20 protein-coding genes are annotated in these 16,182 nt (G+C 65.8%); 15 read left to right on the forward strand and 5 right to left on the reverse strand.

Annotated elements, in window-relative coordinates:
* The first annotated feature begins 130 nt into the window (after positions 1–130).
* Positions 131–877, forward strand: a complete 747-nt coding sequence (locus tag DKG75_RS04140) for a DNA helicase (RefSeq protein WP_109919790.1) — start codon at positions 131–133, stop codon at positions 875–877.
* Here the strand turns inward: DKG75_RS04140 and DKG75_RS04145 are convergent.
* The 4 genes from DKG75_RS04145 to DKG75_RS04160 form a co-directional block, all read right to left on the reverse strand.
* Positions 871–1,104 (reverse strand): type II toxin-antitoxin system RelE/ParE family toxin, encoded by a 234-nt coding sequence (locus DKG75_RS04145; protein WP_243746436.1) that lies wholly within the window; start codon positions 1,102–1,104, stop codon positions 871–873. The genes DKG75_RS04140 and DKG75_RS04145 overlap by 7 nt on opposite strands.
* A gap of 47 nt (positions 1,105–1,151) precedes the next feature.
* Positions 1,152–1,424 (reverse strand): CopG family ribbon-helix-helix protein, encoded by a 273-nt coding sequence (locus tag DKG75_RS04150; protein WP_109919792.1) that lies wholly within the window; start codon positions 1,422–1,424, stop codon positions 1,152–1,154.
* A gap of 64 nt (positions 1,425–1,488) precedes the next feature.
* Positions 1,489–2,322 (reverse strand): oxygen-dependent coproporphyrinogen oxidase, encoded by an 834-nt coding sequence (hemF, locus tag DKG75_RS04155; protein WP_109919793.1) that lies wholly within the window; start codon positions 2,320–2,322, stop codon positions 1,489–1,491.
* Positions 2,319–2,789, reverse strand: coding sequence for a tRNA (cytidine(34)-2'-O)-methyltransferase (locus DKG75_RS04160; protein WP_109919794.1), 471 nt, complete (start codon positions 2,787–2,789; stop codon positions 2,319–2,321). The genes hemF and DKG75_RS04160 overlap by 4 nt, the downstream gene beginning before the upstream one ends.
* A gap of 151 nt (positions 2,790–2,940) precedes the next feature.
* On the opposite strand from DKG75_RS04160, the gene petA reads away from it, so the two are divergent.
* The 14 genes from petA to DKG75_RS04230 all read left to right on the forward strand — a co-directional run bounded on the left by petA (position 2,941) and on the right by DKG75_RS04230 (position 15,666).
* Positions 2,941–3,489 carry a ubiquinol-cytochrome c reductase iron-sulfur subunit gene (gene petA / locus DKG75_RS04165; protein ID WP_109919795.1) on the forward strand — a complete coding sequence of 183 codons (549 nt, stop codon included), beginning with the start codon at positions 2,941–2,943 and terminating at the stop codon, positions 3,487–3,489.
* Between the two features lie 11 nt (positions 3,490–3,500).
* Positions 3,501–4,730: a cytochrome b gene (locus DKG75_RS04170; RefSeq protein WP_109919796.1), complete on the forward strand. Its 1,230-nt coding sequence runs from the start codon at positions 3,501–3,503 to the stop codon at positions 4,728–4,730.
* An 8-nt stretch (positions 4,731–4,738) separates the two neighbouring features.
* On the forward strand, positions 4,739–5,509 hold the full coding sequence (locus tag DKG75_RS04175; protein WP_341809832.1) for a cytochrome c1: 771 nt from the start codon (positions 4,739–4,741) through the stop codon (positions 5,507–5,509).
* A gap of 79 nt (positions 5,510–5,588) precedes the next feature.
* The gene (locus DKG75_RS04180; RefSeq protein ID WP_109919797.1) at positions 5,589–6,470 is read left to right on the forward strand and encodes an S-methyl-5'-thioadenosine phosphorylase; all 882 of its coding nucleotides are present in this window, start codon (positions 5,589–5,591) and stop codon (positions 6,468–6,470) included.
* Position 6,471: 1 nt separating this feature from the next.
* Positions 6,472–7,023, forward strand: a complete 552-nt coding sequence (locus tag DKG75_RS04185) for a LemA family protein (protein ID WP_109919798.1) — start codon at positions 6,472–6,474, stop codon at positions 7,021–7,023.
* A 7-nt stretch (positions 7,024–7,030) separates the two neighbouring features.
* Positions 7,031–8,098 (forward strand): M48 family metallopeptidase, encoded by a 1,068-nt coding sequence (locus tag DKG75_RS04190; protein ID WP_109919799.1) that lies wholly within the window; start codon positions 7,031–7,033, stop codon positions 8,096–8,098.
* Between the two features lie 66 nt (positions 8,099–8,164).
* Entirely contained in the window at positions 8,165–8,482 is a 318-nt protein-coding gene (locus DKG75_RS04195) for an FtsB family cell division protein (protein WP_109919800.1), read from the forward strand.
* Positions 8,483–8,635: 153 nt separating this feature from the next.
* Positions 8,636–8,953, forward strand: coding sequence for a hypothetical protein (locus tag DKG75_RS04200; RefSeq protein ID WP_133636761.1), 318 nt, complete (start codon positions 8,636–8,638; stop codon positions 8,951–8,953).
* 227 nt (positions 8,954–9,180) lie between these two features.
* Complete coding sequence (pdhA, locus tag DKG75_RS04205) at positions 9,181–10,182, forward strand: pyruvate dehydrogenase (acetyl-transferring) E1 component subunit alpha (RefSeq protein ID WP_109919802.1); 1,002 nt, start codon at positions 9,181–9,183, stop codon at positions 10,180–10,182.
* Positions 10,183–10,199: 17 nt separating this feature from the next.
* On the forward strand, positions 10,200–11,546 hold the full coding sequence (locus DKG75_RS04210) for a pyruvate dehydrogenase complex E1 component subunit beta (protein ID WP_109919803.1): 1,347 nt from the start codon (positions 10,200–10,202) through the stop codon (positions 11,544–11,546).
* 14 nt (positions 11,547–11,560) lie between these two features.
* Entirely contained in the window at positions 11,561–12,838 is a 1,278-nt protein-coding gene (locus DKG75_RS04215) for a pyruvate dehydrogenase complex dihydrolipoamide acetyltransferase (protein WP_109919804.1), read from the forward strand.
* A 10-nt stretch (positions 12,839–12,848) separates the two neighbouring features.
* The gene (gene lpdA / locus DKG75_RS04220; RefSeq protein WP_109919805.1) at positions 12,849–14,246 is read left to right on the forward strand and encodes a dihydrolipoyl dehydrogenase; all 1,398 of its coding nucleotides are present in this window, start codon (positions 12,849–12,851) and stop codon (positions 14,244–14,246) included.
* Positions 14,247–14,255: 9 nt separating this feature from the next.
* The gene (gene lipA / locus DKG75_RS04225) at positions 14,256–15,200 is read left to right on the forward strand and encodes a lipoyl synthase (RefSeq protein WP_109919806.1); all 945 of its coding nucleotides are present in this window, start codon (positions 14,256–14,258) and stop codon (positions 15,198–15,200) included.
* 13 nt (positions 15,201–15,213) lie between these two features.
* On the forward strand, positions 15,214–15,666 hold the full coding sequence (locus DKG75_RS04230) for a type II toxin-antitoxin system RatA family toxin (protein ID WP_109919807.1): 453 nt from the start codon (positions 15,214–15,216) through the stop codon (positions 15,664–15,666).
* Here the strand turns inward: DKG75_RS04230 and DKG75_RS04235 are convergent.
* A complete protein-coding gene (locus DKG75_RS04235) occupies positions 15,642–16,085 on the reverse strand; it encodes a hypothetical protein (RefSeq protein WP_133636762.1) in 444 nt (147 codons plus the stop codon). The two genes, DKG75_RS04230 and DKG75_RS04235, sit on opposite strands and share 25 nt — an antisense overlap.
* Between the last annotated feature and the right edge of the window lie 97 nt (positions 16,086–16,182).

Consider the following 16,182-nt stretch of genomic DNA (forward strand, 5'->3'; position numbering starts at 1 on the left):
CGGCCCACGCCTCCCCCCTCCATCGGGAAAGCATCGATCATGCCGGGCCTGTCCTTGCCATCGGACCCGCCGTTCGAGCGCCATGCATAAGGGGGGATTGCGGCCTTTGCTCGCAACGGGAGGTTCCGTGATGAAACTCTCCGCGCCCATCCATCAATTGAAACGCAAGGCAAAACACCTGTCCCGGGCGGCCGGGGTGCCCCTGCATGCCGCCCTCGACCGGATCGCCGCCGAGGAAGGCTTTCCGGCCTGGAGCCTGCTGGCCGCCCGCGCGCCCCTGCCCCTATCGCCGGCGCGCTTCCTCTACGAGCGGCTGGTGCCGGGCGATCTCCTGCTGATCGGGGCCCGCCCGGGGCAGGGCAAGACGCTGCTGGCCCTCGGCCTCGCGGTCGAAGCCATGAGGGCCGGCCACCGGAGCCTGTTCTTCACCCTCGAATATACCGGGTGGGAGATCGACCGCTGCTTCCAGGCCATCGGCGCCGATCAGGCCGATTTCGCCGGGCGTTTCGAATGGGATGCGGCCGACGGCATCTGCGCCGGCCACATCTCGGAAAAACTGCGCGATGTCCCTCGGGGCACGATGGCGGTCGTCGACTATCTCCAGATCCTCGACCAGCGCCGCGAACATCCGGACCTGATGACCCAGGTCCGCGCCCTGAAGGCGCTGGCGCAGGACCGGGGCATCGTCTTCGCCTTCATCGCCCAGATCGACCGCGCCTATGACCCGGCGCTCAAGGCCTGCCCCGATCTCGACGATGTCCGCCTGCCCAATCCCCTGGACCTCGGCCTGTTCTCGAAAGCCTGCTTCCTGCACGGCGATCAGGTTCGCTACCGCCTCGGGCGGCAGGGACATGATGGCCGCGCCAGCCATCAATAGCCCGCCTCGCGTTGGTGCCGGAAGGCCAAGACGATGACCGCATCGTCCTTGGGTTCGTAACGATAGAGCGCGATGTAGCCCGATGAGCCGAAAGGGATGATCAATTCCCGCAAGCCGGGCTCTTCAGGCAACGGCCGCCCCATTTCCGGTACCGTTTCAAGCAGGAGAAAATGGCGCTCGATAACGGTGGCAGCCCGGGCGAGGGCGGCAGGAGCGTTGTCGGACATAAACGCCCGGCATCGTTCAAGCCCGCGGACAGCGGCCGCTGTAACGATTACTCGTGGCAATCGGGCGGGGCCTCACCGCGACCCGCGCCCCATTGCTTCAACCAATCGCGGGTTTCCGCGCCGGTCAGATGCAGGCCGTCGCGCTGGAACGCGGCCAGGGATTGCAGTGCCTCACCGACGAAATCCTGCCGGGCTTCCTCTCGCTCGATGAATTGCTGCAACGCTGCGATCAACAATTCGTCGGTGGACTGCGCCTTCGCCTGGGCAAGACGTTGGAGCCGCGCTTCCAACTGGCCGTCGATCCGAACGCTGGTGGCCATCGTTCTCACTTCCTTGGGGACACTGCCGCCTTGGCTGAGCGTAGCACGGAAAGGCCAGGGGCCGTTACGGCCACTTCACCTCGGGCGGCAGGGACATGAGGATCGCCTCGGTGTTGCCGCCGGTCTTCAGGCCGAAGGTGGTGCCGCGGTCGTAGAGGAGGTTGAACTCGACGTAGCGGCCGCGCTTGACCAACTGGGCCTCGCGCTGGGCCGCCGACCAGGGCTCGTTCATGTGGCGGGCGACCAGCCTTGGGTAGACGTCGAGGAAGGCTTCGCCGACCGCGCGGGTGAAGGCGAAGTCGGCTTCCGCATCGCCGCTGTCCAGGCTGTCGTAGAAAATGCCGCCGACGCCCCGCGGCTCGTTCCGGTGCGGCAGGAAGAAATACTCGTCGCACCACGCCTTGAAGCGCGGGTAGTAGGTCGGGTCGAAACGGTCGCAGGCGGCCTTGAAGGCGCCGTGGAAGGCGGCCGTGTCCTCGTCGTCGGGAAAGACCGGGGTCAGGTCGCCGCCGCCGCCGAACCAGCCGAGCGTGGTCTCGATCCGGCGGGTGTTCATATGGGCGGCGGGGACGAGGGGCGAGCAGGGGTGGGCGACCAGGCTGATGCCGCTGGCCCAGAAGCGGCCGTCCGCGCCGGCGCCCCGGATGTTCTTCGCGAATTCGGGGCTGAAGCTACCCTCGACCGTGGAGATATTGACCCCGACCTTCTCGAACACCCGGCCCTTCATGACCGCCATGACGCCGCCGCCGCCGCCCGGGCGCTGCCAGGGCGTGCGCTCGAATCGGCCGGGCGCGTCCCCTTGCTCGCAAGCGTCTTCCAGCGCCTCGAAGGCGGCGCAGATGCGGTCGCGCAGGCTCTGGAACCAGGCGGCGGCGCGGGCTTTCAGGTCGTCGGTCATTCGCTTCTGTCGCTCGGGAATTGCCGGGTCTGGCGGAGCGCCTCGGCGAGGACCATGGCGGCAGAGACGGCGACATTCAAGCTGCGTGCGCCGGCCACCATCGGAATGCGCAGCCGCGCATCGGCCAGGGCGTGCACCTCGTCGGGCAGGCCCGCGCTCTCGCGCCCGACCAGGAGGATGTCGTCGGGCCTGAAGGCGAAATCATGGGGCACGCCGGCGCCCCTGGTGGTCAGGGCGATCAGGCGGCGGCCCTCGGCCATCCTGAATTGGTCGAATGCGGCGAAATCGAGGTGACGGCGAATCGCCGCTCGCGCAAGATAATCCATGCCGGCCCGGCGCAGCGATGCGTCCGAGAAGGTGAAACCGCAGGGTTCGATCACGTCCACCCCCACGCCGAGGCAGGCCCCCAGCCGGATCATGGTGCCGGCATTTTGGGGAATGTCGGGGCAGTAAAGGGCGAGGCGCATGGTCTTTCCCGCGGAAATGCGGGGATTTAGGGGTTCCATGAGCGCGATCAAAGGCTGTGCGGCATCGTGTCACAAGACCAGGGGTGCTGGACAATCAAGATTTTGGATGCCACTAAGTGGGCAGATTTCTCATATCGCAGAGGGTCTTTAGATGGCGACGTCCAGCTCAGCCGGCCATGATGCACATGGATCGGGCCAGGCCACCCGGCGCGACTTCCTGTACGTCGCGACGGTCGGTCTCGGCGCGGTCGCGGCCGGTGCAACGGTTTGGCCGCTGATCGACCAGATGAATCCCGCGGCCGACGTGCTCGCGCTTTCGTCGACGGAAGTCGATCTCACCCCGATTGCCGAGGGCCAGGGCATCACGGTGATGTGGCGCGGCAAGCCGGTCTTCATCCGGCACCGCACGGCCAAGGAAATCGAGGAAGCCGAGGCGGTGCCGCTGTCGGAACTGCGCGACCCGCAGGCCGACGCCCAGCGCGTCAAGGACGGCAAGAAGCAGTGGCTGGTCATGGTCGGCATCTGCACCCATCTCGGCTGCGTGCCGCTGGGCCAGCAGGGTGAATACGACGGCTGGTTCTGCCCCTGCCACGGGTCGCACTACGACAGCTCGGGCCGCATCCGCAAGGGGCCGGCGCCGCTGAACCTGGCGATCCCCGAATATCAGTTCCTGTCCGACACCAAGATCAAGATCGGCTGAGGGGCCTATTCATGAGCTCATCCACCCCATTCCAGACCAATTCCAAGGTCATCAAGTGGATCGAGGCGCGCCTGCCGATCATCTCGACGGTCGAAGGTGCGCTCGTATCCTATCCGGCGCCGCGGAACCTCAACTACTGGTGGAACTTCGGTTCGCTGGCCGGCTTCATGCTGGTCGCCCAGATCGTGACCGGGATCATCCTGGTCATGCACTACACGCCTCATGTGACCCTGGCCTTCGCGTCCGTCGAGCACATCATGCGCGACGTGAACTACGGCTGGCTGATCCGCTACGCCCACGCCAACGGCGCCTCGATGTTCTTCATCGTGGTCTATATCCACATCATCCGCGGCATGTACTACGGCTCCTACAAGGCGCCGCGGGAACTGCTGTGGTGGCTCGGCATCGTCATCTTCATCCTGATGATGGCGACGGCCTTCATGGGTTACGTGCTGCCGTGGGGCCAGATGTCCTTCTGGGGCGCCACCGTGATCACCAACCTGTTCGGCGCGGTCCCCGTGATCGGCGGTGACATCGTCACCCTGCTGTGGGGCGGCTTCTCGGTCGACAACCCGACCCTGAACCGGTTCTTCTCGCTGCACTACCTGCTGCCCTTCGTGATCTGCGCCGTGGTGTTCCTGCACCTCTGGGCCCTGCACACCACGAAGTCGAACAACCCGCTCGGCATCGAGATCAAGGGCGACCAGGACACCGTCCCGTTCCACCCGTACTACACGGCCAAGGACGCTTTCGGTCTCTGCGTGTTCCTGATGTTCTTCGCCTACTGGGTGTTCTTCAACCCGAACTACCTGGGCCATCCGGACAACTACATCGAGGCTAACCCCCTCGTGACCCCGGCGCATATCGTTCCCGAATGGTACTTCCTGCCGTTCTACGCGATCCTGCGCGCGGTGCCGGACAAGCTCGGCGGCGTCATCGCCATGGGCGGCGCGATCGTCATCCTGTTCCTCCTGCCGTATCTCGACTTCTCGAAGGTGCGGTCGGCGAAGTTCCGCCCGGTCTACAAGCTGGCCTTCTGGATCTTCGTGGTGAACGGCGTGATCCTCGGCTATATCGGCGCGATGCCGGCGGAAGGCATCTACATCGTCGTCGGCCGCATCGCCTCGCTCTATTATTTCGCGCACTTCTTCGTCATCGTGCCGCTGATTTCCTGGTACGAGAAGCCGCTGCCGGTGCCAGAATCGATCGCCAAGGCGGTCCTTGGCGACGCCAAGGCGTGAGGGAGGAGATGATGATGCGTGCGATGAAGATCGGCGCTGCGGCGCTCCTCGCTCTCGGTCTCGGCACCGGGGTCGCGGCGGCTTCCGAGGCGGTCCATATCGAGAAGCAGGAATGGAGCTTCAACGGCGCCTTCGGCACCTTTGACCGCGCCTCCCTGCAGCGTGGCTATCAGGTGTACAAGGAGGTCTGCGCCTCCTGTCACTCGATGAAATACCTGTCGTTCCGCAACCTCGCCGATCTCGGCTTCTCCGAAGCCGAAGTGAAGGCGCTGGCGGCGCAATACGAATATCCGGCGCTCGACGAGAGCGGCGAGGCGACGACCCGCAAGGGCCTGCCCGCCGATCGCTTCCATTCGCCCTTCGCGAACGAACTGGCGGCCCGGGCCAGCAACGGCGGTGCCCTGCCGCCCGACCTGTCGCTGATCGCCAAGGCCCGCGTCGGCGGCCCGGACTATCTCTATGCCCTGCTGACCGGTTATCACGAGACGCCGGCCGGGTTCACGCTCAATGCGGGCATGAACTACAACGCCGCCTTCCCGGGCCACCAGATCGCCATGGCGAAGCCGCTGAACGACGATCAGGTCACCTATGCCGACGGCACCAAGGCGACCGTCGCCCAGATGGCCCACGACGTCTCGACCTTCCTGATGTGGACGGCCGAGCCCAAGCTGGAAGAGCGCAAGCGCGCAGGCGTGAAGGTCATGGGCTTCCTGGCCATCCTGACCGTGTTCTCCTTCCTGACCTACCTCCGCGTGCGGAAGAAGGTTCAGGGCCATTGATCCCACCGGCCGTTCGGCCATGATGAACGGGGAGGCTGCGAAGCCTCCCCGTTTCGTTTGAAAGAGGGGCGAGGGCGGCATGGCGGTTCTGGGCGTTCTGGGCGGCAGCGGGCTTTACGATATCGACGGCCTCGAAGACCGGCGCGCGGTCGCGGTCGAAAGCCCCTGGGGCGAGGTCTCGGACGAGATCGTCACCGGCCGCCTGGGCGGGCTGGACGTCGCCTTCCTGCCGCGCCACGGCCGCGGCCACCGGCTGGCCCCGGGCGGCATCGACTACCGCGCCAATATCGATGCCCTGAAGCGCCTGGGGGTGACCGATATCCTGTCGCTCTCCGCCTGCGGTTCCTTTCGCGAAGAACTGGCCCCCGGCACTTTCGTGCTGGTCGACCAGTTCATCGACCGCACTTTCGCGCGGGAAAAGAGTTTCTTCGGCAACGGCCTCGTCGCCCATGTCTCGATGGCGGAGCCGGTGTGCGGCCGGCTGGGCGACCTCGTGGTGCAGGCGGCGGGCGCACTCGGCCTTGCCCTGCACCGGGGCGGCACCTATCTGGCGATGGAGGGGCCGCAGTTCTCCTCCCGCGCGGAATCGGAACTCTATCGGTCCTGGGGCTGCGACGTGATCGGCATGACCAACATGCCGGAGGCCAAGCTCGCCCGCGAGGCGGAGATTTGCTACGCCACCGTAGCCATGGTCACAGACTACGACTGCTGGCACGATGATCATGGCGCGGTCGAAGTGGCCACCATCGTCGAGGTCCTGAATCGGAACGCCGATGCGGGGCGTGCCCTGGTCAAGGCCGTCGCTCCCCTGCTCGCGGCGGAGCGGCCGGCCGCCTGCCACAAGGGTTGCGACCACGCCCTGGACCATGCCCTGATCACGGCGCCCGCCGCCAGGGACAAGGGGCTGGCCGCGAAACTGGATGCCGTTGCCGGGCGCGTGCTGTCGCCCAGGGAGAGTTGAGATGTTCGGGTGGATCGTCCTCGGTCTCGTCGTTGCCGTCATCGGTTACGCGATCGTCACCTACAACGGCCTCGTCGCCGGCAAGAACCAGGTGGCCAACGGCTGGAAGCAGATCGACGTGCAGCTGAAGCGGCGCTACGACCTGATCCCCAACCTGGTCGAGGTGGCGAAAGACTATATGGGTTACGAGCAGGAAACCCTGAAGCAGGTGATCGCGGCGCGCAATTCCGCGATGAACGCCCATTCCCCGGCCGAGGCCGGCGCGGCGGAGGCGGCGGTTTCGGGCGCGCTGGGCAAATTCTTCGCCCTGGCCGAATCCTATCCCGACCTGAAGGCGAACGAGAATGTGCGCAGCCTGATGGAGGAACTGACCTCGACCGAGAACAAGATCGCCTTCGCGCGCCAGCACTACAACGACAGCGTCATGGGCCAGAACAATCGCATCGAGCAGTTCCCCTCGAACCTGATCGCGCGCTTCGGCAATTTCGGCATGCATGAATATTTCGAAGTGCCGGAGGCGGAAACCGCGCCGGTGAAAGTCTCGCTGCGCTGAGGCCGGCATGAGCGACGGCCCGAAGCCCGGCCCCTGGGGCAGGCGGAGCCCCGCCCCGCCGCCGGCGGAGGAGGGGGCGACGGTCTTCGCCCCGCGCCCGGCCGCGACTGCGGCTGCCGGGCTGGTCTCGACCGATTTCCACGCCGCCGCCGCCCGCAACCGGCGCCTGACCTGGATCCTGATCGCGGTGATGATCGCGATCGGCGCCGTGCTCGGCTATCTGATCGGTGCAACCGTCGAGGCGGGCGAGGGCAGGGCGGATTTCAAGCCCTGGGCCTCCGGCCTCGGTTTCGGCTTTGCCGTCGTCATGATCGCGATCAGCCTGGTCTGGACCCTGATCGTGATGAAGATCGGCGACAGGATCGTCCTGTCGCTGTCCGGCGCGCGCGAGGTGACGGCGGAACAAGAACCCCAGCTGCACAATATCGTCGAGGAAATGGCGATCGCGGCCGGCATTCCCAAGCCCCGGGTCGCGGTGATGGAGACGGAGGCGCTGAACGCCTTCGCCACCGGCATGTCGACCGAACGGTCGGCGGTCGCGGTCACCCGGGGCCTGATGCAGGCCCTGAACCGCGAGGAATTGCAGGCGGTGGTCGGCCATGAAATGGGCCATGTCCAGAACCTAGACGTCCGCTATGGCACCGCGGTCGGCGTCTATGTCGGCCTGATCGCCCTGGTCGGCGATGCGGTGCTGCGCATGTCGCGCTTCGGCGGCGGCCGCCGCAGTTCGGGCAACGGCAAGAACAACGGCGCCCAGGCGATCCTGATGGTGATCCTGGTGATCGCCGCCATCGTCGCCCCCATCGCGGCGAAACTGGTGCAGATGGCGATCTCGCGCCAGCGCGAATATCTGGCCGATGCGACCAGCGCCCGCCTGACCCGCAACCCCCTGGCCCTGATTTCCGCGCTGGAGAAACTGGGCGCATCCACCGTGCCCCTCGACCGGGCCAACCGGGCGACCCAGCATCTGTTCATCGTCAACCCGTTCCGCGATTTCTCGGCCAAGGCCACCGCCCTGATGTCGACCCACCCGCCGCTGGCCCAGCGGATCGAGCGGCTGCGCAACCTGGGCTGAGGTGCTGTTATCATGCATGTTGCGGAATCGATTGACCGCGGAATCCGCCCGTGATTCATTCATGACATGAGCATCGCCGCCGAAATCCGCCGCCGTTTCCGTCAGGCCGTCGTGCCGACGGTCGCCACCTGCGTGACCGCCTATTTCGGCTATCACCTGGTGCAGGGCGACTATGGCCTGGTGTCCTGGCTGCGCCTCACCCATGAGATCGAGCAGACCAAGGCCGAACTCGCCGCCGTCTCGGGCGAGCGGGAAGCGCTGGACCGCCGGGTCTCCCTGCTGCGGCCGGAAAGCCTCGACCGCGACATGATCGAGGAACGCGCCCGCGTCATCCTCGGCTTCGCCCATGAGAACGACGCCGTCATCCTGACGCCCGCGCAATAATCGTCCAGGTCTCGCCGGGCCGGTTAGACGATGGTCTAGCGTCGCCAATGGTATAAGTGCGGCGCTTTTGCGGATTTGTTACCTCTGCTTCATCTCGCGTCGTGAAACGGCCCGTCAAGAACGGCCGGTCCCGCACAACAGTGGAGGTTACGCATGAAGTCCGCTACGGGCCGGTACGTGAAGGCCGGCATTCTCGCCATCCTGCTGTTCATCGGCGCCCAGCTCACCTGGGGCTCGATCCTGGCCTCGCTCGTCATCGCGGCGATCCCGGCCGCCTTCATCGCCACCGGCATCGTGCCGGCCATCGGCTATACGCTCGGGGGGATCGCGCTGGTCGTCACCATCCTGGGCGCCGCGCTGCCCGCGACCACGCCGCTCGGCGCCGCGATCAAGACCGGTTCCTTCGGCGGCATCTCGGACAGCATGGGCGAAGCCTCCAAGGACTTGATCCCGTCCAGCGGCAACCACTGACATAAATTGCCGCCATCGACGGTGAAAAGGGGCGGCAACGCCCCTTTTTGCTGTCCGCCGCTTGCCTTGACGATCATTTCCCGAAGAATGCATGAAAGCGGCCATTGCGGCGCAATAGGATATGCGATTTCGCATGACTATCCCTTCGTTTGCATTGCCCGCCATGCCTCTTTCGGTATTGTCACCGCCAACGGTTGAAGGGCACCGAGATCTAAACGGAGGACTCCATGGCCAAGGCAGGCAAGAAGCAGGCGGAAGAACCGGCGACCAATGGTCCTGGGCCCGAGCTGATCCATTATTACCGCGAAATGCTGCTGATCCGCCGCTTCGAGGAGAAGGCCGGCCAGATGTACGGCATGGGCCTGATCGGCGGCTTCTGCCATCTCTACATCGGGCAGGAAGCGGTGGTCGTCGGCATGCAGGCGGCGCTGAAGGAAGGTGACGCGGTCATCACCGGCTATCGCGACCACGGCCATATGCTGGCCTGCGGCATGGACCCGAAGGGCGTGATGGCGGAACTGACCGGGCGCATCGGCGGCTATTCCAAGGGGAAGGGCGGCTCGATGCATATGTTCTCCAAGGAGAAGCAATTCTACGGCGGCCACGGCATCGTCGGCGCCCAGGTGCCGCTCGGCACCGGTGTCGCCTTCGCCATGAAGTACCGCAAGACCGACAATGTCTGCCTCGCCTATTTCGGCGACGGCGCGGCCAACCAGGGCCAGGTCTACGAGAGTTTCAACATGGCCGAACTCTGGCGCCTGCCGGTGATCTACGTCATCGAGAACAACCAATATGCCATGGGCACCGCGGTCGCCCGCGCCTCGGCCCAGACCAAGCTGCACCGCCGCGGCGACAGCTTCAACATTCCCGGCAAGGAAGTGGACGGCATGGATGTGCTGGCCGTCCGCGAAGCCGCGCTCGAGGCGGTGAAATGGGCCCGCGAAGGGAACGGCCCATTCCTGCTCGAAATGAAGACCTACCGCTATCGCGGCCATTCCATGTCCGACCCGGCGAAATACCGCACCAAGGAAGAGGTGCAGAAGATGCGGACGGAACATGACCCCATCGACCATGCCCGCGACCAGCTGCTGACCGCCGGCCTGATCGACGAAGCCGGCCTGAAGGCCATCGATGCCGAAGTGAAGAAGCTGGTCGCTGAATCGGCGGAATTCGCGCAAACGAGCCCGGAACCCGATCCGAGCGAGTTGATGACCGACATTCTTCTCTGAGACCGGGAATTAAAGACATGGCTATCGATATTCTGATGCCCGCGCTCTCGCCCACCATGACCGAGGGCAAGCTGGCCAAATGGCTGGTGAAGGAAGGCGACACCGTCAAATCCGGCGACGTGATCGCCGAGATCGAGACCGACAAGGCGACCATGGAAGTGGAAGCCGTCGACGAGGGCGTGATCGAGAAGATCCTGGTCGCCGAAGGCACCGACAATGTGGCGGTGAACACGGTGATCGCCCAGATCACGGGCGAGGGGGCGGCCACCGGCCCGGCCCCGACCCCGGTCGCGGCGCCTGCGCCGGCCCCCGCCGTGGCCGAGGCCCCCAAGGTCTATGCCGCGCCGATCGCGGCGCCGGTCAGCGACCTGCCCGCCGGCCCGACCGTGACCATGACCGTCCGTGAAGCCCTGCGCGATGCCATGGCGGAAGAGATGCGCGCCGACCCGTCGGTCTTCGTGATGGGCGAGGAAGTGGCGCAATACCAGGGTGCCTATAAGGTGACCCAAGGCCTGCTCGACGAATTCGGCGCGGAACGAGTGATCGACACGCCGATCACCGAATACGGCTTTGCCGGTCTCGGCGTCGGCGCCGCCTTCACCGGGCTGAAGCCGGTGGTCGAATTCATGACCTTCAACTTCGCCATGCAGGCGATCGACCACATCATCAATTCGGCGGCGAAGACGCTTTATATGTCCGGCGGGCAGCAATCGTCGCCGATCGTGTTCCGCGGCCCGAACGGGGCGGCGTCGCGCGTCGGCGCGCAGCACAGCCAGTGCTATGCCTCGTGGTATGCCCATTGCCCGGGCCTGAAGGTGGTGTCGCCCTATTCGGCGGCGGATGCCAAGGGCTTGCTGAAGGCGGCGATCCGCGATCCGAACCCGATCGTCTTCCTCGAGAATGAAATCCTCTACGGCAAGAGCTTCGAAGTGCCGACGGCGGATTACGTCCTGCCCATCGGCAAGGCGCGCATCGCCCGGCCGGGCAAGGATGTGACCCTGGTCGCCTTCTCGATCAGCGTCATGCATGCGCTGGCCGCCGCCGAGATCCTGGCGGGCGAGGGGATCGAGGCGGAAGTGATCGACCTCCGCTCGCTCCGCCCGCTCGACATCGAGACGGTGGTGCGCTCGGTCCAGAAGACCAACCGCCTGGTGACGGTGGAAGAAGGCTGGGCCTTCGCCGGCATCGGCGCCGAAGTCGCGGTGCAGATCATGGAAAACGCCTTCGACTGGCTGGATGCCCCGGTCGCCCGGGTGGCCGGCAAGGACGTGCCCATGCCCTATGCCGCCAACCTGGAAAAACTGGCCCTGCCGGGTGCCGCCGATATCGTGGCGGCGGCCAAGGCCGTCCTGTACCGCGCCTGACGGGGAGAATGACCATGGCCATCGAAATCCTGATGCCTGCGCTCTCGCCCACCATGACCGAGGGCAAGCTGGCCAAATGGCTGGTGAAGGAAGGCGACACCATCAAATCCGGCGACGTGATCGCCGAGATCGAGACCGACAAGGCGACCATGGAAGTGGAAGCGGTCGACGAGGGCACCCTGGCGAAGATCCTGGTCCCGGAAGGCACGGACAATGTGGCGGTGAACACAGTGATCGCCCTGGTGGCGGCTGAGGGCGAGGATGTCTCGGCCGCGCCGGCGCCGAAGGCGGCCCCCGCCGCAGCACCGGCGCCCGCCGCCGCCGCGCCCGCGCCGACTGTCACGGCCCCAGTCGCCGTGCCGGGCCCGGCCGCTGCGGGGGGCGCCCGCGTCTTCGCCAGCCCGCTGGCCAGGCGCATCGCCAAGAACAGCGGTGTCGACCTTGCCGCGGTGACGGGTTCCGGCCCGCACGGCCGGATCGTGAAGGCGGATGTCGAGGCTGCGGCCAAGGCGCCGAAGGCGGCACCCGCCCCGGTCGCCGCCGCGCCGGCCCCGGCCCCGGTGGCCGCCCCGGCGCCCGCGCCGAAACCCGCCGTGTTCCCGTTCCCCGAGGGCTCCTTCACCTCGATCCCGAACGACGGCATGCGCAAGACGGTGGCGAAGCGCCTGACGGAGGCCAAGTCCACCATCCCGCATTTCTACCTGACCATCGATTGCGAATTGGATGCGCTGCTTGAACTGCGCACCCAATTGAATGCCAAGTCGCCGGCCAAGATTTCGGTGAACGACTTCATCGTCCGCGCCTCGGCGCTGGCCTTGAAGAAAGTCCCGGCGGCCAATGCCACCTGGACCGACGAGGCGATCCTGCGCCACCGCCACGCCGATGTCGCGGTGGCGGTGGCGATCGACGGCGGGCTGATCACCCCGATCGTCTTCAACGCCGAGGGCAAGGGCCTGGCCGCCATCGCGGCCGAGACCAAGGACCTGGCGGAACGGGCCCGGGGCCGCAAGCTGAAACCCGCCGAATACCAGGGCGGCACCTTCTCGATCTCCAACCTCGGCATGTTCGGGATCAAGGAATTCGCCGCCGTGATCAACCCGCCCCATGGCGCGATCCTGGCCATCGGCGCCGGCGAGAAGCGCCCGGTGGTGAAGGCCGGCGCGCTGGCGGTGGCGACCGTGATGACGGTGACCCTGTCCTGCGACCACCGGGTGGTCGACGGCGCGGTCGGGGCCGAATTCCTGGCCGCCTTCAAGGGTCTGATCGAAGACCCGATCACCATGATGCTGTAAGGAGACGACCATGGCCGAGACTTTCGACGTCATCGTCGTGGGCGGCGGGCCGGGCGGCTATGTCGCCGCCATCCGCGCCGCGCAACTGGGCTTCAAGACTGCCGTGGTCGAGAAGAAGCACCTGGGCGGGATCTGCCTCAACTGGGGCTGTATCCCGACCAAGGCGCTGCTCCGCTCCGCCGAGATCTATCACTATCTTCAGCACCCCGGCGATTACGGCCTCTCGGCCACCGGGGTCTCTTTCGACATCAAGAAGATCGTCGAACGCTCGCGCGGGGTGTCCAAGCGCCTCAACGGCGGTGTCGGCTTCCTCTTGAAGAAGAACAAGGTCACCGTGATCGACGGCGCGGCGAGGCTGACCGGGCCGACCACGCTGTCCGTGACCAAGGACGGCGCCAAGGTCGGCGATTACGCCGCGAAACACGTCATCCTGGCGACCGGGGCGCGGCCCCGCGCCCTGCCGGGGCTGGAGCCGGACGGCAAGCTGGTCTGGACCTATTTCGAAGCCATGGTGCCGGAGGCGACGCCGAAATCCCTGCTGGTGGTCGGCTCGGGCGCCATCGGCATCGAATTCGCCAGCTTCTATCGCACCCTCGGCGTCGAGGTCACGGTGGTCGAAGTCATGCCGCAGATCCTGCCCGTCGAGGACGAGGAAATCGCCGCCCACGTGCGGAAACGCCTCGAAAAGCAGGGCATGAAGATCCTGACCCAGGCCAAGGTGCTGGGCCTGAAGAAGGGCACGGACAGCGTCACCGCCACCATCGAGGATGCGAAGGGCGCGAAATCCGAACTCACCGTCGACCGGGTGATTTCGGCGGTCGGCGTCGTCGGCAATATCGAGGACCTGGGGCTGGAAGCCCTCGGCGTCGCGACCGAGCGCGGCTGCATCAGGATCGACGGCTACGGCCGCACCAATGTGCCCGGCCTCTATGCCATCGGCGATGTCGCCGGCCCGCCCATGCTGGCCCATAAGGCGGAACACGAGGGCGTGATCTGCGTCGAGGCGATCAAGGGCCTGCACCCGCACCCGATGAAGAAGGAGCAGATCCCCGGCTGCACCTATTGCAACCCGCAGGTCGCCTCGGTCGGCCTGACCGAGAAGAAGGCGAAAGAGGCCGGCTACGAGGTCAAGGTTGGCCGCTTCCCCTTCACGGCGAACGGCAAGGCGATCGCGCTCGGCGAGGACCAGGGCCTGGTGAAGACCATTTTCGATGCCAAGACCGGGCAATTGCTGGGCGCCCATCTGGTCGGCGCCGAGGTGACCGAACTGATCCAGGGCTTCGTCGTCGCCATGGGGCTGGAAACCACGGAAGAGGAGCTGATGCACACGGTATTCCCGCATCCCACCCTCTCTGAAATGATGCATGAAGCGGTGCTTGACGCTTACGGCCGGGCCATTCACATCTAGGGGATGACGATGAACGATCTCTCCGGCATCAAGGACGTCTCCAATCAGGTGCAGGCCCGCATCGAGCGGAAGCCCAAGCCCGAATGGCTGCGCGTCAAGGCCCCGACCAGCCCCGAATATGCCGAGACGCGCAACCTGATGCGCCGTCTCAAGCTGAACACGGTGTGCGAGGAGGCGGCTTGCCCGAACATCGGGGAATGCTGGAAGAAGAAGCACGCGACGGTGATGATCCTGGGCGACACCTGCACCCGGGCCTGCGCCTTCTGCAACATCAAGACCGGGATGCCCGCGCATCCCGATCCCGACGAGCCGGAGCATGTGGCGATCGCCGTCGGCGAAATGGCGCTCGAACATGTGGTCATCACCTCCGTCGACCGGGACGACCTCGCGGACGGCGGCGCCAGCCAGTTCGTGAAGGTGATCGGCCGGCTGCGCGATACCGCCCCGACCACCACCATCGAAATCCTGACCCCCGATTTCCTGCGGAAGGACGGGGCGCTGGAGGCGGTGGTCCGGGCCCGGCCCGACGTCTACAATCACAATCTCGAAACCGTGCCGCGGCTTTACCCGACGATCCGGCCGGGGGCGCGCTATTTCCATTCGCTGCGCATTCTCAACCGGGTGAAGGAACTGGACCCCACGGTCTTCACCAAGTCCGGCATCATGGTCGGCCTCGGCGAGACGAAGTCGGAAGTCTATCAGGTGATGGACGATCTTCGTTCCGCGGACGTCGACTTCATCACCATCGGCCAGTATCTTCAACCGACGCCGAAGCACGCGCCGGTGGATCGATTTGTCACGCCCGAGGAATTCGCCGATTACGCCAGAATGGCGCGGGCGAAGGGATTCCTGATGGTTTCCGCCTCGCCGCTGACCCGGTCGTCCCACCACGCGGGCGAGGATTTCGTGAAGCTGAAGGCCGCGCGGGAGGCAAAGCTCGCCGCGCAGGCGTAATCCGGATGAGTTGATGCCGCGCTATGCCGAAGTGAAGACGCTGCCCTATAGCGCGGCGCAATTGTTCCAACTGGTCGCCGATATCGCCAAATACCCGGAATTCCTGCCCTGGTGCGTGGGGGCGCGCATCCGCGCCAAATCCGACGACCTGATCATCGCCGACCTGATGATCGGCTATAAGGCGTTCCGCGAGCGCTTCACCTCCGCCGTCAGCCTGAACCCGCCGGACGAGATCGAGGTCTCCTTCACCGAAGGGCCGTTCTCCTACCTGAAGAACCATTGGCGCTTCCTGCCGACGGCGGACGGCAGCCCCGGCTGCGTGATCGATTTCCTGGTCGATTTCGAATTCAAGAACAAGGTCTACCAGCAGGTGATCGGCGGCGTGTTCGAAGACGCCGCGATCCGCATGATCGCCGCCTTCGAAACCCGCGCCCACGCGCTTTACGGGGCAGGGGCGGCGGCCTGACGGCGGCGCCACGGCCCGTCGACGATGAGCCAGAAGATCATGCCGGCGCCAAAGCCGTAGGCCGCCGCACGGACAACGATCATGCCGGTCTCCATCCAGCCCGTGTTCGAGCCGCCGAACAGAAACAGCAGCAACCAGGGGGCCGCGGCGATCCCCGCACCGGCTATGCCACAGAGCGCCGGCCGGTTCGCCTTAATATGCCCGAAAGCAACCACGGCCGGAAAGCCGAGAAGCAAGGCCGGCGGATAGGCGAAAACGGCGACCAGTTGCACCGACCTCCAGAATTGGCCGGGTGTCATGTTTCGCGGTAAGGCTTCGTCCACGGCCATCATCAGGGCGGCCGCACCGGGCGCCACGGCAAAACCCAGCAGCACACGCCAAAGCGCTGGTGGCGGGTTATGACTGTCCGGGGGCTTCATCTTTTAATTGTACGCCCGCTCCTGTCGAGGGGGCGATAGCAATCCACCAGAAACACACCCCGCCGATCCGGTTCGAGGCTTGGCGAGAACTGTCAAA

Origin of the sequence: Zavarzinia compransoris, assembly GCF_003173055.1 — a bacterium.
GTDB lineage: Bacteria > Pseudomonadota > Alphaproteobacteria > Zavarziniales > Zavarziniaceae > Zavarzinia > Zavarzinia compransoris.